Consider the following 18,268-nt stretch of genomic DNA (forward strand, 5'->3'; position numbering starts at 1 on the left):
TATTCCTTTATACAAACATCTGCTGTAACAGTGCTTTTTTAAATTGTTTAGCTTGATTTAGCTGCTTATTTACTTGTTCTATTTTACTATCAATAGAGCTTAGAAATGAAGCTATTTTTTGTTGCTCTTGAACAGATGGAAGACTCCATTTTAACTTTACAAACTCTTTTTTACTCATAACCCTATTTCTACCAGCTCCACCTGGTGAAATTAAATCTAGCATATATCTAAATCTTTTTTGAATAATGACATATTTAAAATATTCATGTAGAACTATATCTCTTTTAAAAGTATATGTTGGAAATCTATGTGAAACCAAGCCACCTTCATCTTCTTTCTTAGCCATTGCTATGGCACTTTCCCAAGCAAATGTAATACTTACAATTAAATCATTCTCTTTTACTTTATAAAGCTTATCCATAGAAATTTTTTTAGGGTCTGATTCAGGTCTTTGAAAAGTACCTTTGCAATGACTTCTAACACCAAGTGCTAAATACTTCTCTTGTGGTTTTGGCACTTCTCTTAATGTCAATATTAAGAACTCTTCCAATCTTTTTTCTTCCCAATCAGGATAAGAGTTTCCACTATCATCCTTAAATCTAATCTCTTGTGAAAATATTTTTTGCATAACCCCTTTTTTATACTCTTGTAACAATTCCTCTTTTTTTGTAAGTTGTTCTATTTTTATATCTACTGCTGTTAAAAAGGAAGCTATTTTTTGTTGTTCATTGATAAAAGGATATTTAAAAATAACCTTATTCAAAAGTGTGCCACTTGTTAATGCCCTTGTTGTAAAAGAGCTTTTAATTACTATCTCTTTTCTAACAGATTGAATAGAAAAACAATATTTTTTAAAAGAATCTAATAAAACATTATGAATTGGTCTGGCTCTTAGTACAAATCCACTAAAAACACAGCCTTCTATCTCTTCCATTAGTACTGCTGACATTCCTATATCAAGAATTGTTTCAGAAGTTCTAGTAAAAAAAACATCTCCTTTTTTTGCAGAAAAATTTTTTTGTTCTTTTTCACTACTTTCTACTAAACCTAAAATATTGTTTTTATTCAACTCATACTGATGATATACATCTTTAAAGTTGATTATAGGAAACCCTTTACCAAAAAATTCCTTTTCTTTATTAATACCATTTTTAAATTCAAAGATATCTTCAATTTTTTTAACTTCCCACTCTCCACTAAACTCAGGAAATCTCAACTTAGGAACTTTTTCTATCTTACTCATAAGAAGTCCTAAAATGGTGTAGATATACCAAGCTCTTTACAGAACTTAGCTATCTCACCATCAGTAGTTTTCATATCAACTTCAAGAGCTTTTAGGGAACTTGTCACCTTATCTAAATCAACAGGCTCTTCTTCTTCAAAAGTATCTACATACCTTGGTATATTCAAGTTATAGTCATTCTCTTTTATCTCTTGAAGGGTTGCTAAATAAGAGTACTTCTTTATCTCTTTTCTCTCTTTAAAAGTAGAGATTATCTTCTCTATATTTTTATCACTCAAATAGTTCTGATTTTTTGCTTTTTCAAACTCATTACTTGCATCTATAAAAAGAACATTGTCACTATCTTCTCTACACTTTTTAAAGACTAAGATACAAGTAGGAATGGAAGTACCATAAAAGATATTTGCAGGAAGCCCAATAACTGCATCAAGATAGTTCTTATCTTCTATAAGATACTTTCTTATATGCCCCTCAGCTGCACCCCTAAAAAGCACTCCATGAGGCAGAACAATAGCCATGGTTCCATTTTCATCTAGATGATAAATCATATGTTGAACAAATGCAAAATCTGCTTTTGATTTAGGTGCTAATTTTCCATATTGAGAAAATCTATCATCACTCATATGTAGTGGATTAGCTGACCAGTGGGCAGAGAATGGAGGGTTTGCAACTATTGCTTCAAACCTTTTATCCATATGCTGAGGATTTTCAAGAGTATCTTCTTGCTTGATATCAAACTTTCTATAATGCACATCATGCATAATCATATTCATTCTTGCCAAGTTGTAAGTAGTTCTGTTTAACTCTTGTCCATAAAAAGCAGATACATCCTTAACCTCTTTTGCTACCCTTAAAAGAAGTGAACCACTCCCACAGGTAGGATCATAAACAGATTTGAGTTTAGTTTTTTTGTTTGTAACAATTTTTGCCAAGATTTTAGATACCTGTTGAGGAGTATAAAACTCCCCTGCTTTTTTTCCTGCTCCTGCTGCAAACTTTGAAATAAGATACTCATAGGCATCTCCAAGCACATCTCTATCATGATTTTTCAGTTCAAAGTTGATATTGTCAAGATGAGCCAAAACTTTTGATATAAGAGTGTTTTTTGCTTCTTCTGTTTTACCAAGTTTTGTACTTGTTAAGTCAAGGTCTTCAAAGAGATGTTCAAAATCATCTTCACTCTCATGCCCCATTGTACTTTGTTCAATACTTCTAAGTATTTGAGTTAAATCTTCTAAAATAAAGTTGTTATTTTCTTGGTTACCCCTTTTAGCTACTGCACTAAACAGTTCAGAGGGTTTTAAAAAATATCCAAGTTTTTCAATAGCTTCTTCTTTAATAGCTTCCAAATACTCTTTACCTTGTTCAGAATTTTCATCTAAACTAGTATAAAAAATCCCATCTTCTTCAAGTATCTCATTGGCATAATCTTCCATTTTTTCAGAAAGGTATTTATAAAAAATAAACCCTAGTATATAGTCTCTAAATTCATCAGCATCCATCTTACCTCTAAGAGTGTTTGCTATGTTCCAGAGTTGTTGTTCTAACAGTTTTTTTGCTTCTTCACCCAAATTGAATCCTGATTTTTTATGTTTATAAATAGTTATAGTGATTATAGCTAAAAGATGATAATTGTGTCTTATATGCACTCTTTATTTACTTATAATATCTATTAAACTCATTCTATGTTCATTATCTCTTAGTCTTAACCTTTTAAGTGTAGCTCCTATTTTTGCCTTTGCTCTTTTCATTATTTCATACTGTTTTTCAAGAGACTTTATCTTCTTTTCAAGTGCTTTATTTGTAGCTGTAAGACTTTCCACTTCTGTTACTTTTTCTTTATGAACTCTTTCTAAATTATGATGTATTTTTGTAAGTTTTGAGAGTTTATGCTCTGATCTAACAAGTTCAGTATTTTTTGCCCTTACTTTTTTGTTAAAAACTTCTACACTTTCTTGGTAAAACTCAGAAGAGAGTCTCTCTTTTCTCTCTAACTCTTGTTGCAATTTTTCAAGCATAAAATTAAGCTGATTGTTTTTTTTGAGTAGTTTGTTTGTACCAAGTGAAGATATAAGTAATTTAAGCTCTATTTTCATAGTTTTAATAGTGTTTAAAAGAGAGTTTAAAACTTTTGTTTTATCAATGTTTCCTTTCTTATCTTTGCTTTTATGTATAATCTTAGCTTTTAGCTGTTTTGTCTCTTGTATAGCTTCATTAGTCACTTCTTCAAGAGTCTCTTTCTGTTGTCTTTTATACTTTTTGAGAGTTGTATATTCTCTTTTTCCACCTTTTACTATATCTTCATACTCTATGTTAAATTGCTCTATTACACCACTCTCTTTTACTTTTTTTTCCCACTCCATGTTCAAGTCTTCTATATGTTTTTCATCATCTTTATATTTTCTCTTCATATCTTTTGTAAAACTATTCTCTGGGTCATATTCAACTAAATAATGGATATGAGGTACTTCCCCTGGTTGATCTCTATGTATGACAGCTTTTACAATCTTAGCACTAATACTTTCTATTAAAAACTCTTTTGAAAGACTATATAATCTATTGGCATATTGTTCATCTTCAAGGAGGTGTCTCACCCCAGTTATACTAAAAACTATCTCTCTGTAAGAGATTTTATTAGCTCCTCCATTTTGTTCTCTACCATCATTTAGAGCTTCTCTTTGAGCCAAAAGTTCATCTAGTTTTACTTGATTTCTTTTGATTGCTGCTTCTGCTCTTTTAATAGCCTTACTATCTCTTTCAAACTGAGCCTTTTTTAATTTGGCTTGTTGCTTTTTCAACTGGCTCTTATAGCTACCTCTTTTTCTGGTAAAATCACTCCTACTTATTTTCTTTTCCTTCACAACAGATACTTGCTGTAATTCAGTTTGACTGGAAAAGTCTTGATTTAAAAATATAATATTGTTAATAACTCCTTTAAATCTATTCCCCTCTTGAACTATATGAGATACTCTCTCTTGTAAATGTTGTTGTGTTCTAATTGATTTAAACTGCATAAATGATGTTGACATTGTAGATACTCCTTTTGAGCATCTATTTTAAGTAACTCTATTGCTAATTTTGTTCTCAACAAAATTGTATACATTAAGATTAACCATTCTTTTGTACAGCAAAAACAAGTAGTGTTAAATATGTATAAAGATTTAGTAAACTAAGCTCTCTATACACATTAAACTCCTTGCTCTATGAGATTCTTTTAAGAGAGAGGGAGCTAAATAGGTTAACTATATAGCCATTTAATAACCTGTAAATCCACTTGCTTGATTATAGCTAGAATCTAGTAATATATTATTAGCCTGTTTGCTATTTGATACTGGTGAATTAGCACTTGCTTTTTTTAGTTCAGTGGCTACATTCCAAAAAATAATATCAGCTTTTTTTCTATATAGGATTTGTTCTGTATGACTTATACTAATGTTAAACTCAGATAAATCATAATCTTTTATTTTTTTCTTGATTCTATTAAATTGTCTTTTGGACATTGTGTGTTCACTGATGTCTAGCTCCTTCAGTATAGAATCTAACTGAGCATTTTTCCAATTATTTGAAATGCCATATCTAATAAATGCCTTAATTGTATCATTTTTGATAGCTAAGATACTTGGTAAGTATTTATTATAGTTAATGACTATATCAGACTGAAAACTATCAATATAATCACTATTAAAAGCAATAATATATTTCTGTTGCTTTTGACTATAAGCAGCTTTATCTAAGATATGAATATCTGACCAGCCACCTGAAAAACCATCCAATCTTTCAAGATTAATAACAACATCAACTAAGTCTTGAATTTTTTCTTTTATCCAAGTTCTATCAGAACCACCAGCAGATTTACCTAACTTTTTCAATATAGAATACAATGTAAACTCTGCATAATATTGACCCTTATTTGTCATTTTTAAAAGCCCTTGTGAAAATATCACATCTAAGATATCCCTATGAGACTGACCTAAAAGTCTGTTCCTAATATTTAGCTTGAATTCTTCATTTTGAAAAAACAGACCTTTATTTTTGTTCTTGACAAAAGCTTTGTAAATGTTTGTATTCTCAATATTTGAGTATGGAAGAAAAACTGAGCTTCTCATTTGGGTCACACTGTTTGTTGATTGATTTAATAAATTGACTAAAAGTTTACTCATGATTTTCTCCTAAAATGGTATATCATCATAATTATCAATATCCTTAGATATTTCTAATATCTCTAAATTGGATTCAACTATTACTGTGGAAGATATGGTAGATTTTTGTGTCAATTGTTCATTAGGAAACAACTGAATTTTATAGACACTATCTGCTTTGAAATGATTAGCTTTTTCTACTTTGCAATGTACACACCCATCATTTTTTTCTTGTTTACTATTTTGCTCATTTTTTTTCTTTTTAGTAGGTTTAATTCTTGGATCATTTTTACTCAGAGAATAATGTACTCTAACTGCATCTATAATAGCTGATGCACCTCTTACACTTGTTGTTTTATTACCATCAGCATCATTACTTCCTTTATTATGATGGTGAATAATTATCAAAGTTTTATTTTCCTCTTCACACCAAGTATTTAATAAGTTAAAAAAGAACCTTACCTCTCCATTATTATTTTCATCAATATTCCCCATAAATTGGATAAGAGGATCTAGTAATAAAACATTATACCGCTGCATCTCTTTTTTAAAAAAATAGAAAAAATCACTTGCTTGAAGATTTCCATTTTTACCTTTATCTACAAAACCCATTGCATGACCCTTACCAGCTATATCAAAATTAGTATTGATTTTTTCTTGATAAATAGCTTTTAATTTGTTTGCTCTATCTTTTACAAATCCTGTTGTATCTTCACTAAACCAAGCAAAAATATTTAATTCATACATATTTTGTAACATTGATAAAAGCAATATACCTAAATAACTTTTACCACTACCACCAGCTGCACTAATAAGATTTATTTCATTAACTTGTAAAGGCAAAAAATCTTTTAAATAAAACTCAGGTTGCTCTACTATGACATCAGATAAATTCTGAATATCTAATGAAAAAGTATTCTGAGAAGAGTCTTTTTCTACTTGGGTTATCATGGTAGATAATTTTTCTATCATTTCATTTGAACTAACATCAGTACCTAATGAAGCATATTTCTTCAAACTCTCTTTAATAGCTTGTTTTTTAGAAGCTTCTTTCATTCTGTTGACATATCTTGTAATATCATTAACTGACTGTCTTGCAACCTTTTTTTTATACTTTTCTATATAGTGAGCATCACACTCTGATTCAAAAAGCTCAACAAACTCTATATGTTTATCTTCTTTATATTGTTCTTGCATATTCTTAAATAATGCCTTATTTTCTTTAACTGTAAAATCACTTACAGTTAAACTGATGTCTTCCATAAGACTATTATTATGCAAAATAGAATCTATAACTATTGATTCATTTTCTGCACTTTGATTAATAGCACTATCAGTGCTATTCTGAACTTTACTCATAAATATCCTTTATTTTTTACAATTCATTTAGTGATTTTATTTACTAAATGAATTGATTTTGTATTATTTCATTTTATAGAGTGCTAATATGCACCCTATGTTTAATAATCAGGGTCACTTGCATATTTATCTTCTCTTGCTTCATGCTCTTCATGAGAATCTATTTCATATTGCTCTGAGTTTAAATATTCTTCAATAAGTAAATCTTCTAAAACTTCAATGATTAGCTTTACAATTTCTTCTTCTGACTTTTTCATAAATATCCTTCTTTTATTTCAATCCATTTAATGAATTGATTTTGTATTATTTCATTTTATAGGGTGTTAATATGCACCCTATATATTTTAAGCAATAGAAGTTACTCCACTTCCTAAAAATAAATCAAAAACTAAGTCACCTTTAATATTTATTACTTAAAATAAATATTAAGGGAAGAAAATATGAGTGAGGAAAAAGAAGTGCAAGAGGAAAATATGATTAAAGAGTTTCTTTCAAATAAAAAAGCATTAGAACTATTAAAAAAGACAAGTGAACAAGATTCAATAGAGATAATGAAATATGGAGTATCTAAGTACCAATCAAAGACACCATTTGAGATGGCACAAGATTTTATAAAGCTAGCTACTCTCTATCCAAATGTAATTCAGAGTAGAGATATATCTAAGATTATTTCAAAAATTGATCTTAAAGAAGAGGAGGAATAGATGATTTATATTTTATTACTGTTACTATCAGAGAGTAACTCAGAAGAGTTAATTGAAGCCTTTAATACTATGAGTAGAGAAAGAAAGAAAATCATTTTAGATGCACTTAAAAAACTGTTTATTGAAGAATTCAATCAAGAAATAATGATTCATAAAAGAATGCATCAAGAGTATGAAGATAAGAAAATTGAACTTGCTATACTGCATAAGTTTGGCTTAGAGCAAGGGTTTATAAAAGAAGATTTTTCTTTTGAAAATGATATAGATTTTCAACTCTTCAACAACTTCAATAATGTTAGCAGTTTAGAAGATATGATATAAACTTGTTGTATTGGTACAAACAATGTACAATTATTTATTAAAAATAAAGGCTTACTTTGAATGATACAGAGCTAGTTAGCAATGCAATAGACTATCTTAATAAAAACAAAAAAGAGTTTATTGCACAGTTTACAGATGAAATCCAGCCTGAACAAAATAAAGTAGTCATTTTTACTGCTGGTATGAGTGGTGTTGGAAAAACTGAATTTGCTCAATTCTTAAAAGAGCAAAATCCTAATTTACTACATATAGATACTGATGAAATTAGAGAGTTTTTTAGACCTATTGGATACAATGGACAAAACTCAAATACTTTTCAAAAACCTGCCAGTAAAGGTTTTAGTAAACTTTTTGATTATGCTGTAAAAAAAGGCTTCTCAATCATACTAGATAGTAATCTATCTAATATCAGTAAAGCTGTTGAGAATATTGATAGATTGATTAACAAAGGGTATACTATTGAACTTTACTATTTATATAATGATCCTGCTGTTTGTTATGAATATGCCATTAAAAGAGAGGTTGTAACTAATAGAAAAGTTCCTTATGACATTTTTGTTAAAAGTAATATAGACTCTTTTCACACAGTTATTAGTATAAAACAGCAATATAATGGTAAAATTACATTAAATTATTTAGACAAAAGAGATGATACCCTTTACAAAGATATTGACTCAGATACATTAATAGAAAAATTAGGAGGTTATTTTGATACTAAGTGAAGAACAGATAAAACAAGCTATTCATAGAATCAATGAGCTCCAAAGAGAAACTATTGAAAAAGCTGATAAAATTCAAGGTTCAAAAGAGTATGTTGAAGAACAAATGAAATTATTTAAAGAGGCAGAAGAGTATAGAAAAAAACTCAATGCAATCAAACAACAGCAAAGAATAATTTCTGAACAGTTTGCCAGTTAAAATCTGGTGCCAAATGAGTGCCATTCCCTACCAAAAAATGGCACTCATTTTAAAAAACTAAAAAATTCAAAGCCTGTATTTATGGTATTTAGTGGTATTTGAAGGGGTTGTCCCCAGTTTCCTTTCATCCGCACCATTTGAAGGCACAACGTGCTCTCAGAGACTTTCTTTCTTAACAAAATCACTTAATTTTTTTACTAGGGTATCAATAAAGGGTATCACTCTACTTTATTCTATACTGTTTTTATTTTTTAGTACCAAACTACGTTCCAACTTTTCAAAAGCTTCTAAACGTTTCACTTTATCCATTTTCTCAAGATTAAGCATTTTCCACTTTACCGATGGAAGCTGGTCAATATTCTCGAACGGCAATAGATTCCAAGCAGGATCCCCTTTTTTGAACCCAAGCAAAAATGCTTTATGTCTCTCTGTTAATTTCTGGTGCAGGAGCTTGATCAGTTCTTCTCTTGTATCTGTCAAAATCTCTAACTCTATGGATTCTGTGGTCATACCCACAAATTATTCTTCAAAAGTATGGCTAATGTCTATGAGGTTTGGCTGTAGCAGTTTGGATATGGGTTGACTGGAGCTGATAAGATAAACCATAAACACCTCCATAAGAGAATCACTGATGCCTTCTTTGTCAAGCAATCCTCTTACATCAAAAAAGTCTCTTGGATGCTGACGGTCAAGTGCAGCACATATTTTACCGGCATAGAGATCATCATGATGTACTACAAATGTTTCTGCAAATCCAAATGCTTCTTCTACTTTTGGACTTACCATTTGAACAGTCGGTTCTTTTACTGTTCCTCTCATGACAGGTGATGTCTCTATCTTAATACGCACACCATCTTTTTCAACTTGCAGCTTAGAGAGTGTTCCGTCTCCTCTTTGTTCCAGTCGGTATACTTTTGAACCTCTAAGACTCTTTTCAATGTCCTGTGCAATTCGTTCAAGTGACTCTGCAATATGCTTTAGACTGCTTGTTCTGTCTTCAATGGGCAGATACATCAAGTCAATGTCTACAGAGAGTCTGGGCATATCTCTGACGAACATATTGATAGCTGTCCCACCTTTAAGTGCAAAACATTCTTCATTGTTGATATATGGTAGTGCTTCTAAAAGTAGTTGCACCTGTTTATAGTAAATATTTGAACTGTCAAGCATTAAATTCCTTTGGTACTGTAATCATATAGGTTTTATTATAATTTCCATCTTTTACTATCTGTAATTTTCCTGCTCCTAGATCCAACGTTTTACTGATGTGTTTAGCCCAGGGAAAGCTATAGTAGTTTGCAAAGAAGAGGAACAGTCGTTTTACTTTTCTATTGCTACAGTTTTGCAGTAACTCATTGAGTAGCCGTGGACTCAATGTAGTTAAGGATTCAAATATCTCTGACACAAACTTAAAAGTGATGCCTTTGTCATCCACCTGATAGAGAAGCTCAAGTATGGCTCTTTCTGCTGAAGATATGGTTATCTGCCAGTTTCGTATAGAGGTACTTTGCTTCTTTAATCCCAGGTCTCCAAAGAGAGGCTTTTTATGAAAGGTGAATGAAGGAGATTCCATTTGTCTGATCCAGGCGGGAGGTGTCTTCTCTCCATATAGAGTGATGGTTTTCTCTCCCCCTATAGGTAAATAGTGTGCATATCCCAATATATTCAGTGAAGAAAGCCCACCCACATGAAAAGGCAGTTCTTCAAGTTTCTGGAGTCCCAGTACAGCTCCCTGCCATTCATGTATGGATGCAGGTCTTATATAGGCTCCATTCCCAAGTTTGGTCAGCCATCCATTTTTAACGTACTTGTAGACTAGCTGTGATGAATAGCCATTAGTCGTGAACCACGCACTTGGTGCTACAACACTTTCGGGTAACAATTGATATAGTTGTTTTAATTTTAACTCTTTTTCTAAACTCATAGTTTATATTCTAGCATATTTTAGAACCAACTAGTATAAAATAGTTCTAAATATTTAAAATAAATAAACTATAGGTATATATATTCATGTATTTTGGAACTAAAAGGAGTTTTTGAGGTATATATAAACGAGACAGATATAGCTTATACCTGTCATCATATCTCTCGTTGCCCACAACAACTTCAATCTATCTTTTGTCATTGTTGTGTGTAAATAAATTGGAGGCACAAATGCCATGGAAAGAATTAGCTTCAATCGCAGTCTCTATTCTCGTACTCGTTATAGAACAGAGTACAAAAAAGAAATAGTAGACTCCCCACACCCACAATGGTTAAAATGGTGGATCATCAAAACAGTGTCAACGGCGGAGTTAAATTCTGCAGTTGACATATGCCATTAAACGAGAGGTTGTCACTAATAGAAAAGTTCCTTATGACATTTTTGTTAAAAGTAATATAGACTCTTTTCACACAGTTATTAGTATAAAACAGCAATATAATGGTAAAATTACATTAAATTATTTAGACAAAAGAGATGATACCCTTTACAAAGATATTGACTCAGATACATTAATAGAAAAATTAGGAGGTTATTTTGATATTAAGTGAAGAACAAATAAAACAAGCTATTCATAGAATCAATGAGCTCCAAAGAGAAACTATTGAAAAAGCTGATAAAATTCAAGGTTCAAAAGAGTATGTTGAAGAACAAATGAAATTATTTAAAGAGGCAGAAGAGTATAGAAAAAAACTCAATGCAATCAAACAACAGCAAAGAATAATTTCTGAACAGTTTGCCAGTTAAAATCTGGTGCCAAATGAGTACCATCCCCTACCAAAAAATGGCACTCATTTTCAAAAACTAAAAAAAAATTCAAAGCCTGTATTTATGGTATTTGAAGGGGTTGTCCCCAGTTTCCTTTCATCCGCACCACTTAATTATTTATTCTTTTAAATTTTCGTTTCTTTGTCCTTTGCAAGAGAAGCTAAAGAAGTTGTCTGCAGCATATTTTCAATATTTGTCTTGGGTTCAACCCATTGCGAATGCAGGGCACAGGGATTTGACGCGTCACACATTTCAAAACCCAAAATACACCGGTCAAATTCCAACGGTTCACCTATTGCTTCAAGAATATCACATAAAAATATTTGCTCAGAATCCTTTGCCAGGTTAAAACCTCCGTTGCGTCCTTTTGAGGCATGTACCAAACCCTGTTTTTCAAGTTGGGTCATAAGTTTCGTAAGGTATTTATAAGGAAGCTCCAACTCTTTATGCAAAAAAGAGACTGAATGTGCCTTATTTGGGTAACGGTCCAGGTAGGACAAAGCGCGAATAGCATATTCAGTTGTTTTTGAAAAGTGCATAAAATACCTCGAAAAATTGAGTTTATTGATTGTAACTTATAAATCATAACAGATTGCTTTTTAGTTAAACAACAATATACCACTTTAAGGTAGTATATATATAATTCCGCATAAATTAAATTAAGGAATATCCTATGAGCTTATCTCAAGAGACAGTAACAGCTGTTAAAAAAACAATCCCGTCAGTCGGAAAAAATGCCGAAAAAATAACAACACGTATGTATGAAATACTTTTCAGCAAATACCCTGAAACAAAACCTTTGTTTGCAAATGCACAAGGTGATCAGCATAAAAAACTCGCAGGTGCTATTGCAGCTTTTGCCGCAAATATTGACAATCTTGGCGCTTTATCTGCAGCAGTTGAAAAAATGGCAAATACACATGTACTGACAAAAGTAAAGCCGGAACACTATCCTATGGTTGCCGATGCTTTAATCACCGCTATGGGCGATGTTTTAGGTGATGATTTCACTGATGAATACAAACAGGCATGGATCGAAGCATATACATTTTTGGCCAATATTTTAATGCAACGCGAAAAAGAGCTTTACAGCCAACAAAATAGTTAAATTAACCTTAGGTTCAAACCTAGGGTTTTAAAAACTCTTCTATATCATTTACAATTTTATCAATTGCCACAGTCGCTTTTTTATACAGCACTTTTGAATACAATTCATCATTTATTGCACTGCTTTTTTCTAAATTATTGAGTATGGAATATCTGATATTTCCCTGCAAAAAAGCATCTGTATTGATAACATTGCCGCTTGTTCCTATAACAACCAACATTTCACAGTCTTGCAGTTCATTGTACAGATCCTGGTATTTCGGAGCCTGCTCTGCAAAAAAGACAATATTCGGGCGTAGTTTATTTGAACATTGAGGACAGTTCTCATATGCTTCACGTAATTTCCTATAGCCTATATTATCTGTAAAACCGCAGCTTTCACACCTGACTTCCGGTAGAAACCCATGCAAATGTAAAACATCTCTGCAGCCTGCACGTTCAAACATATCATCAACATTTTGTGTGATCACGGCTATGTCATCCGGATACTTTTCTTTTAATCTGCTGATTTCACTGTGTGCTTTGTTTGGTTTTTTATCTTTTATCTCTTCTCTTCGTTTGTCATAAAACCCTATCGTAGCCTCATAATTCCAGTCCAGGCAACCGGCATAACAGATCTCTTCTATTTTATAGTTCTCCCAGAGTCCGCCGCTGTCCCGAAATGTTGAAATTCCACTCTCCGCACTCACTCCTGCGCCGCTGAATATTATTACTTTTGCCATGATTTCCTCCAACCTGTCATTTTATGCCATTGTAATCCATACATCAGAATCACTGCATAACAAATAATGCCTATCAGATAAGACATCTGCATATCCTGTGTCAGTTGTGCCACTTTTCCAAAAACAAGCGGTACAACTGCTCCGCCTGCTATTGCCATAATGAGTAATGCACTTCCTTTAGCTGTGTGCTTGCCCAAATTTTTTAATGCCAAAGGCCAGATTGTCGGCCAGACAAGAGCATTTGCCAAACCTAGCATTGCCACAAAAGCCACGCTGTCAGGAAGGCCCGTTATAATGTGTGACTCAGTCGTAGAGCTAAAGGCCACTCCAAACAAAAAAACAATACCAAACAAGGCAGAAAGAACAAGTGCTTTTTCCTGCGATAAATATTTTGGTATAAAAAAGACACCTGCAAGATAGCCGACAACCATAAATCCCATAGTGTATGCAGTTAAGGCAGTTGCATTGGACATACCCAGACTTTGCCCGTACAGCCCAATCGTATCACCGGCTATAACTTCTATGCCGACATAAAAAAAGAGTGCCAAAGCCCCCAATACAACCCGGGGAAAAGCAAAAATACCTGCCTTATCATACGGATCATCTTCAAACTTCACATCAGGCAATGAGGAGAACCAGACAAAACAACTCAACAAAAAAAGTATCCCTGCCATTGTCATGTAGGGGCTAATGAGCTTATGTGCCAGTTCTTGTGTATTTATACTTTCCAGGTCTACGCCAAAACCGATGTCTGCCAATATAAATGCGGTAAAAAGAAGCGGAGCCAAAACACCTGCACTTTTGTTGATGAGTCCCATTATACTGATACGCATTGCCGCTGATTCTATCGGCCCTACCAAAACTATATAGGGATTTGATGCCGTTTGTAGTATTGTGAGTCCTGTTCCAAGTGTAAAAAGTGCTGTCAGAAAAACCAAAAATTCACCGCTCAGTGCTGCGGGAATAAAAAGCAAAGCACCAAGACTCATGACCAGAAGTCCCAGTGCCATCCCTTTTTTATAGCCTGTTTTTTCCAAAATCACAGCCATTGGCAACGCCATTACAGTGTAAGCAATATAAAAAGCAAAGGTCACAAAGAGCGCTTCAAACTCATTTAAATGACAGATAACTTTCAGATAGGGAATTAGAGAGCCGTTGAGCCAGGTTACAAAACCGAATATAAAAAACAAAACACCTATAATGCTCATTGCCAAAACACTTGACTGTTTATGCATTGCTGATTTCCTGCAGATACTTTGCCACACCGTCCTCATCATTTGTATGTTTTAACACTATGTCAGCACACTCTTTTACCTCTTTTTGAGCATTTGCAACCGCTATGGAAGTATTTGCAAGCCTAAACATACCTATATCGTTAAAATTATCGCCAAATACTGTTAGCTTTTTCAAATCAAAACCGACCGCTTCACTGACACTCTGTATGCCATGGGATTTATCGGCATCTTTATGCAAAAGTGTCAAAAAATAGCATCCCATATAGGCTTCGGGTGCCAAAATATACTTCAGTTCCTCCCCCAAAAACAGCTCTGAGATTTTTTTCCAACTCCCTTAAAAGTGCTTCATCTCCCATATAAACGATTTTAAAATTGTTCTGCATGGCTCGTAAATTTTCAAACACCTGTGTATGGTCATCATTCACATAGCGTTTTATTATTTCACTTTGATAGCTGTTGAGCGTTGTAGAATAAGAAAATGCTTCATTAAGTTCATCATCAACCAAAGAAAGTACAAAAGGATAAATGCCGAGTTTTGTACCCTCTTCTATGATAGTGTCGCCTGCTTCTTTGGTCACAAACTTTGTATCAATGATCTTTTTATCCATTGTCGCTATGAGTGCACCGTCAAGCAGTATCATCGGCGCATTCACATGCACACCTTGTAAAAACTGTGCCGTTTTTTTATAGGTTCTTGCTGTTGCAACAGATAAAATCGATCTGTCTGCATACGAGTTCCATATATTTTTAGTATAATCACTCAAAGACAAATCACTCCGTAAAAATGTGTGATCCAGGTCCGTTATGTAAATATTTTTCATACATATAGTATATCAAAATTGTGAAAATAAATTTGACAAGAACTAAATTTCAATACAGGAAGGCACTAAATGTCGAGTCGTAAAAAAGCAGTAGTCACCGGAGCAAGCAGCGGCATAGGAAAAGCTATAACAAACAGACTGTTAACACTCGGGTTTGAAGTGTTAGGTGTTAGCAGAAGTATACAGGAGAAGGATTTCAGTCATGTAAACTTTCAGGCAGTTACATGTAACCTCGCAGAAGAAAAAGAGACAATAAAACTATGTGAAAAGCTTAAAAAAGAAAATCTCTTTTTACATGTAAACTGCGCAGGTTTCGGCCGTTTTGAACCGCATGAAGAGTTACATGTAAACACTATCACCGCCATGACATTTTTAAACCTTACCGCTCCGATGCTGCTCACAAATGCCTCACTGCGTTCTCTCAAAGAAAATGAAGGCTACCTCATCAATATCAACTCCATTGAAGCCTTACGGGCAAGTAAATTCGCAGCCGTTTACTCAGCCACAAAAGCAGGTCTCAAAGCTTTTGGCGATGCCCTTTTCGAAGAAACCAGAAAAAGCAGACTCAGTATAACAAACATAAATCCGGATATGACACAAAGCAACTTTTATGATGAGCTGCGTTTTGATGTCAGTCCAAAAGAAGATGAGAGGCTGATTGCTGCGGATATTGCCGATGCTGTAGAGCATATACTCACCATGCGAAAAGGTGCCGTGGTCACTGAGTATACTCTCAGAAGTTTACATTTTGGAATTGCTAAAAAAGCTAAGAGGTGATGTCAAACTTATTATTTGTCATTGGAGCAGTTGCACCTAAAAAATCTTGATGCTGGCGTAACTTTTTTAAAGTCTCTCCTGTTTCACTTTTCAGTTGCCTTACAACTTTTAATGCCTCTTTTATAAGTAAAGCAGCAGATTTCATCTGCTCTATTGTCTCAAACTTTGGCATTTGTGATACAAGTATATCAATGCGTTGTGCATTTTTTTCTATAATGGCAATCTGCAGTTTAGTATGCCACATCAGTTGTTTCTCTCCATCCTGCAAGCAAACCTTTGAAAACATTACTTACCTCATCAATTTTTGCTGTATTGTTTTCAATATTTGCATAACTTAATAATTGGATCTGATAATTATAAAGTCCGTCCAGATATACAGCAACCTCTCCCTGCGATTTATCCAGCACTGCAATCAGTTCTACAATTACTGAAACGGCACGGTTTATCCAATATACTTTTTTCGCATTATCTTCATCCAAAATAGCTTTTTTTGCCTGTGCATTAAAACGTAAAACACCCTCATACATCATTTCTATTAATTTTTCCGGTGATTCTATATTGACATTGTTTTGATTGTAAATATTATAAGCTGCATTACTGTACATCGCAGATTCCTTTTGTTTTTCTTCATTGTTCATTCAATGTATATCGGCAACATTATGAATAACTTGAACATAAATTTATAAAAAAACATTGTCAATTATGCTAAAGTTTTTATCGCTTAAGACGATATAGTTATAATTATAGTTATAATTATTGAAAGAAGGAATTTATTATGGCAGGAAACATCAGTTCACTCGGTATAGGTTCAGGTGTTTTAACAGCAGATGTTATCGACCAACTCAAAGCAGCCGACACGGCAAAAATAATTGACCCTATTGACAGAAAAATTGAAACAAACAATCAAAAACAGCAATCATATGACCTCCTCTCTTCATATATGAATAGCTTTAAGGGAAGTACTTTTGCCCTTAGTAACGATACTCTTTTTGACAATAAAACAGTTGATGTAAGCGGAGCTGCCGAAGTTACGGTTGATGCCGGAGCCAATGTTGACTCTTTTACTCTCGAAACAGTTACATTAGCCAAAAAAGATATTACAAAACTCGGTGCACTAAACAGTAAAACTACGCCCATCGCTTCTGCAGCCGGCGTTTTGAACCTTGATATCAACGGCACGACCTATAACATTAACTATGATGCGACAACAACACTTGAAAGCCTGACACAATCCATAACAGATATTGCAGGAACCCAGATAGATGCCTCCATTTTAGAGACAAGCTCCGGAGCATTCAGTCTTGTACTCTCCTCTAAACTAACTGGCGCAAATCAAGCTATCACGATAACTGATACAGATGACGGAACCAATGGAACAGGTTCACTTGATGCGGCTCTTTTTGACACGACTGTAACAGACGGCTACCAGAAAATACAAAACGCTACAGATGCTGTTTTTAAATTCAACGGAATCACAGCAACACGCTCAACCAATGAAATAAGTGACTTGATTTTAGGTGTAACTATTACGCTCAAAACGGAGGGGGACATTTCCAATGTTACCATCAATCAAGATACTCAAAAAATTGTTGATGAAATGCAAATGTTTGTTGACAACTATAATACCTTAATGACCAACCTTAACGATATGACCATTTTTGACAAAGAGCAGGGAAAGCGGGGAATCTTCCAGGGAGACAGCTTTGTTAACGGGCTAAAAAGAGATATCGCAGGTACTGTAACAAGCCGTTTTAGTTCAGGGTCTCTTATGGACTACGGAATTGATATAGACAGATACGGAGTAATGAGTTTTGACAGTAGTGTTTTGGAGTCAAAACTGCAAACTGATTCCGCAAGTGTTAAAACTTTTTTTGCAGGAGGAACGGACAGCAACGGCAATACCGTAACAGGTTTCTTTACAAATCTCGATGATAAAGTAAAACAATATACCGGGTATGGCGGGCTTCTCTCAAATTTTGACAGTGGACTGACAAAAGATGCCAAAAATTTAGCCGATGCAAAAGAAAAAGCCCAGGCTTCTCTTGATACAAGATATGAAATTATGACCAAAAGATTCACTGCATACGACGGAATAATCAGCAGACTCAACTCCCAGTTTTCATCACTGCAGCAAATCATCTCAGCGCAACTTAACAGTAACAACTAGCCATCT

Annotated in this window: 24 protein-coding genes; 8 read left to right on the plus strand and 16 right to left on the minus strand. The window is 33.5% G+C overall.

Going from position 1 to position 18,268, the window contains the following annotated elements; all coding sequences use genetic code 11:
- Positions 1 to 7: 7 nt before the first annotated feature.
- The 6 genes from ETP70_RS11410 to ETP70_RS12455 form a co-directional block, all read right to left on the minus strand.
- Positions 8 to 1,243: a restriction endonuclease subunit S gene (locus ETP70_RS11410; RefSeq protein ID WP_151901291.1), complete on the minus strand. Its 1,236-nt coding sequence runs from the start codon at positions 1,241 to 1,243 to the stop codon at positions 8 to 10.
- An 8-nt stretch (positions 1,244 to 1,251) separates the two neighbouring features.
- Entirely contained in the window at positions 1,252 to 2,814 is a 1,563-nt protein-coding gene (locus tag ETP70_RS11415) for a type I restriction-modification system subunit M (protein WP_151901292.1), read from the minus strand.
- Between the two features lie 81 nt (positions 2,815 to 2,895).
- Positions 2,896 to 4,272 carry a synaptonemal complex protein 1 gene (locus ETP70_RS11420; RefSeq protein ID WP_151901293.1) on the minus strand — a complete coding sequence of 459 codons (1,377 nt, stop codon included), beginning with the start codon at positions 4,270 to 4,272 and terminating at the stop codon, positions 2,896 to 2,898.
- Positions 4,273 to 4,497: 225 nt separating this feature from the next.
- Positions 4,498 to 5,403: a hypothetical protein gene (locus tag ETP70_RS11425; RefSeq protein WP_151901294.1), complete on the minus strand. Its 906-nt coding sequence runs from the start codon at positions 5,401 to 5,403 to the stop codon at positions 4,498 to 4,500.
- A 9-nt stretch (positions 5,404 to 5,412) separates the two neighbouring features.
- A complete protein-coding gene (locus tag ETP70_RS11430; protein ID WP_151901295.1) occupies positions 5,413 to 6,741 on the minus strand; it encodes an AAA family ATPase in 1,329 nt (442 codons plus the stop codon).
- A gap of 101 nt (positions 6,742 to 6,842) precedes the next feature.
- Positions 6,843 to 6,998: a hypothetical protein gene (locus tag ETP70_RS12455; RefSeq protein ID WP_188109993.1), complete on the minus strand. Its 156-nt coding sequence runs from the start codon at positions 6,996 to 6,998 to the stop codon at positions 6,843 to 6,845.
- Between the two features lie 183 nt (positions 6,999 to 7,181).
- Here ETP70_RS12455 and ETP70_RS11435 point away from each other — a divergent pair, with 183 nt between their 5' ends.
- From ETP70_RS11435 to ETP70_RS11450, 4 genes are read left to right on the plus strand one after another with little or no spacing between them, the layout of a single operon-like run.
- Complete coding sequence (locus ETP70_RS11435; RefSeq protein ID WP_151901296.1) at positions 7,182 to 7,445, plus strand: hypothetical protein; 264 nt, start codon at positions 7,182 to 7,184, stop codon at positions 7,443 to 7,445.
- Positions 7,446 to 7,766 carry a hypothetical protein gene (locus ETP70_RS11440; RefSeq protein WP_151901297.1) on the plus strand — a complete coding sequence of 107 codons (321 nt, stop codon included), beginning with the start codon at positions 7,446 to 7,448 and terminating at the stop codon, positions 7,764 to 7,766.
- A 56-nt stretch (positions 7,767 to 7,822) separates the two neighbouring features.
- On the plus strand, positions 7,823 to 8,488 hold the full coding sequence (locus ETP70_RS11445; protein ID WP_151901298.1) for a zeta toxin family protein: 666 nt from the start codon (positions 7,823 to 7,825) through the stop codon (positions 8,486 to 8,488).
- Positions 8,475 to 8,684 (plus strand): hypothetical protein, encoded by a 210-nt coding sequence (locus ETP70_RS11450; RefSeq protein ID WP_151901299.1) that lies wholly within the window; start codon positions 8,475 to 8,477, stop codon positions 8,682 to 8,684. The genes ETP70_RS11445 and ETP70_RS11450 overlap by 14 nt, the downstream gene beginning before the upstream one ends.
- 228 nt (positions 8,685 to 8,912) lie before the next feature.
- Here ETP70_RS11450 and ETP70_RS12470 read toward each other — a convergent pair whose 3' ends face one another.
- Genes ETP70_RS12470 through ETP70_RS11460 form a run of 3 tightly spaced genes read right to left on the minus strand, consistent with a single transcriptional unit; the run spans position 8,913 to position 10,608 of the window.
- Positions 8,913 to 9,194 carry a hypothetical protein gene (locus ETP70_RS12470; protein ID WP_223176101.1) on the minus strand — a complete coding sequence of 94 codons (282 nt, stop codon included), beginning with the start codon at positions 9,192 to 9,194 and terminating at the stop codon, positions 8,913 to 8,915.
- Between the two features lie 9 nt (positions 9,195 to 9,203).
- On the minus strand, positions 9,204 to 9,854 hold the full coding sequence (locus tag ETP70_RS11455) for a nucleotidyl transferase AbiEii/AbiGii toxin family protein (RefSeq protein WP_223176102.1): 651 nt from the start codon (positions 9,852 to 9,854) through the stop codon (positions 9,204 to 9,206).
- Positions 9,847 to 10,608 carry a type IV toxin-antitoxin system AbiEi family antitoxin domain-containing protein gene (locus ETP70_RS11460; protein WP_151901300.1) on the minus strand — a complete coding sequence of 254 codons (762 nt, stop codon included), beginning with the start codon at positions 10,606 to 10,608 and terminating at the stop codon, positions 9,847 to 9,849. Before ETP70_RS11460 ends, ETP70_RS11455 begins: the two co-directional genes overlap by 8 nt.
- Positions 10,609 to 11,202: 594 nt before the next feature.
- Here ETP70_RS11460 and ETP70_RS11465 point away from each other — a divergent pair.
- Complete coding sequence (locus ETP70_RS11465) at positions 11,203 to 11,412, plus strand: hypothetical protein (RefSeq protein WP_151901299.1); 210 nt, start codon at positions 11,203 to 11,205, stop codon at positions 11,410 to 11,412.
- A gap of 146 nt (positions 11,413 to 11,558) precedes the next feature.
- Here the strand turns inward: ETP70_RS11465 and ETP70_RS11470 are convergent, their stop codons facing one another.
- On the minus strand, positions 11,559 to 11,972 hold the full coding sequence (locus ETP70_RS11470; RefSeq protein ID WP_151901302.1) for an RrF2 family transcriptional regulator: 414 nt from the start codon (positions 11,970 to 11,972) through the stop codon (positions 11,559 to 11,561).
- Between the two features lie 134 nt (positions 11,973 to 12,106).
- Here ETP70_RS11470 and ETP70_RS11475 point away from each other — a divergent pair, with 134 nt between their 5' ends.
- The gene (locus ETP70_RS11475) at positions 12,107 to 12,541 is read left to right on the plus strand and encodes a globin domain-containing protein (protein ID WP_151901303.1); all 435 of its coding nucleotides are present in this window, start codon (positions 12,107 to 12,109) and stop codon (positions 12,539 to 12,541) included.
- A gap of 19 nt (positions 12,542 to 12,560) precedes the next feature.
- Here ETP70_RS11475 and ETP70_RS11480 read toward each other — a convergent pair whose 3' ends face one another.
- The 4 genes from ETP70_RS11480 to ETP70_RS11490 are packed head-to-tail and all read right to left on the minus strand — an operon-like array spanning position 12,561 to position 15,318.
- Entirely contained in the window at positions 12,561 to 13,262 is a 702-nt protein-coding gene (locus ETP70_RS11480) for an SIR2 family NAD-dependent protein deacylase (protein ID WP_151901304.1), read from the minus strand.
- Positions 13,250 to 14,497, minus strand: a complete 1,248-nt coding sequence (locus ETP70_RS11485; RefSeq protein ID WP_151901305.1) for a sugar MFS transporter — start codon at positions 14,495 to 14,497, stop codon at positions 13,250 to 13,252. The genes ETP70_RS11480 and ETP70_RS11485 overlap by 13 nt, the downstream gene beginning before the upstream one ends.
- Positions 14,490 to 14,744: an HAD family hydrolase gene (locus ETP70_RS12710; protein WP_269138897.1), complete on the minus strand. Its 255-nt coding sequence runs from the start codon at positions 14,742 to 14,744 to the stop codon at positions 14,490 to 14,492. The genes ETP70_RS11485 and ETP70_RS12710 overlap by 8 nt, the downstream gene beginning before the upstream one ends.
- Positions 14,728 to 15,318: an HAD hydrolase family protein gene (locus ETP70_RS11490; protein ID WP_269138898.1), complete on the minus strand. Its 591-nt coding sequence runs from the start codon at positions 15,316 to 15,318 to the stop codon at positions 14,728 to 14,730. Before ETP70_RS11490 ends, ETP70_RS12710 begins: the two co-directional genes overlap by 17 nt.
- A gap of 69 nt (positions 15,319 to 15,387) precedes the next feature.
- On the opposite strand from ETP70_RS11490, the gene ETP70_RS11495 reads away from it, so the two are divergent.
- Positions 15,388 to 16,095 carry an SDR family oxidoreductase gene (locus ETP70_RS11495; RefSeq protein ID WP_151901306.1) on the plus strand — a complete coding sequence of 236 codons (708 nt, stop codon included), beginning with the start codon at positions 15,388 to 15,390 and terminating at the stop codon, positions 16,093 to 16,095.
- Here ETP70_RS11495 and ETP70_RS11500 read toward each other — a convergent pair.
- Together ETP70_RS11500 and fliS are read right to left on the minus strand one after the other, a co-directional pair.
- A complete protein-coding gene (locus tag ETP70_RS11500) occupies positions 16,085 to 16,339 on the minus strand; it encodes a hypothetical protein (protein ID WP_151901307.1) in 255 nt (84 codons plus the stop codon). The genes ETP70_RS11495 and ETP70_RS11500 overlap by 11 nt on opposite strands.
- The gene (gene fliS, locus ETP70_RS11505) at positions 16,326 to 16,700 is read right to left on the minus strand and encodes a flagellar export chaperone FliS (protein WP_151901308.1); all 375 of its coding nucleotides are present in this window, start codon (positions 16,698 to 16,700) and stop codon (positions 16,326 to 16,328) included. Before fliS ends, ETP70_RS11500 begins: the two co-directional genes overlap by 14 nt.
- A gap of 170 nt (positions 16,701 to 16,870) precedes the next feature.
- Between fliS and fliD the strand changes: the two genes are divergently transcribed.
- Entirely contained in the window at positions 16,871 to 18,262 is a 1,392-nt protein-coding gene (fliD, locus tag ETP70_RS11510) for a flagellar filament capping protein FliD (RefSeq protein WP_151901309.1), read from the plus strand.
- Positions 18,263 to 18,268: the final 6 nt, after the last annotated feature.

Source organism: Sulfurimonas hydrogeniphila, from assembly GCF_009068765.1.
Classification (GTDB): Bacteria; Campylobacterota; Campylobacteria; order Campylobacterales; family Sulfurimonadaceae; genus Sulfurimonas; species Sulfurimonas hydrogeniphila.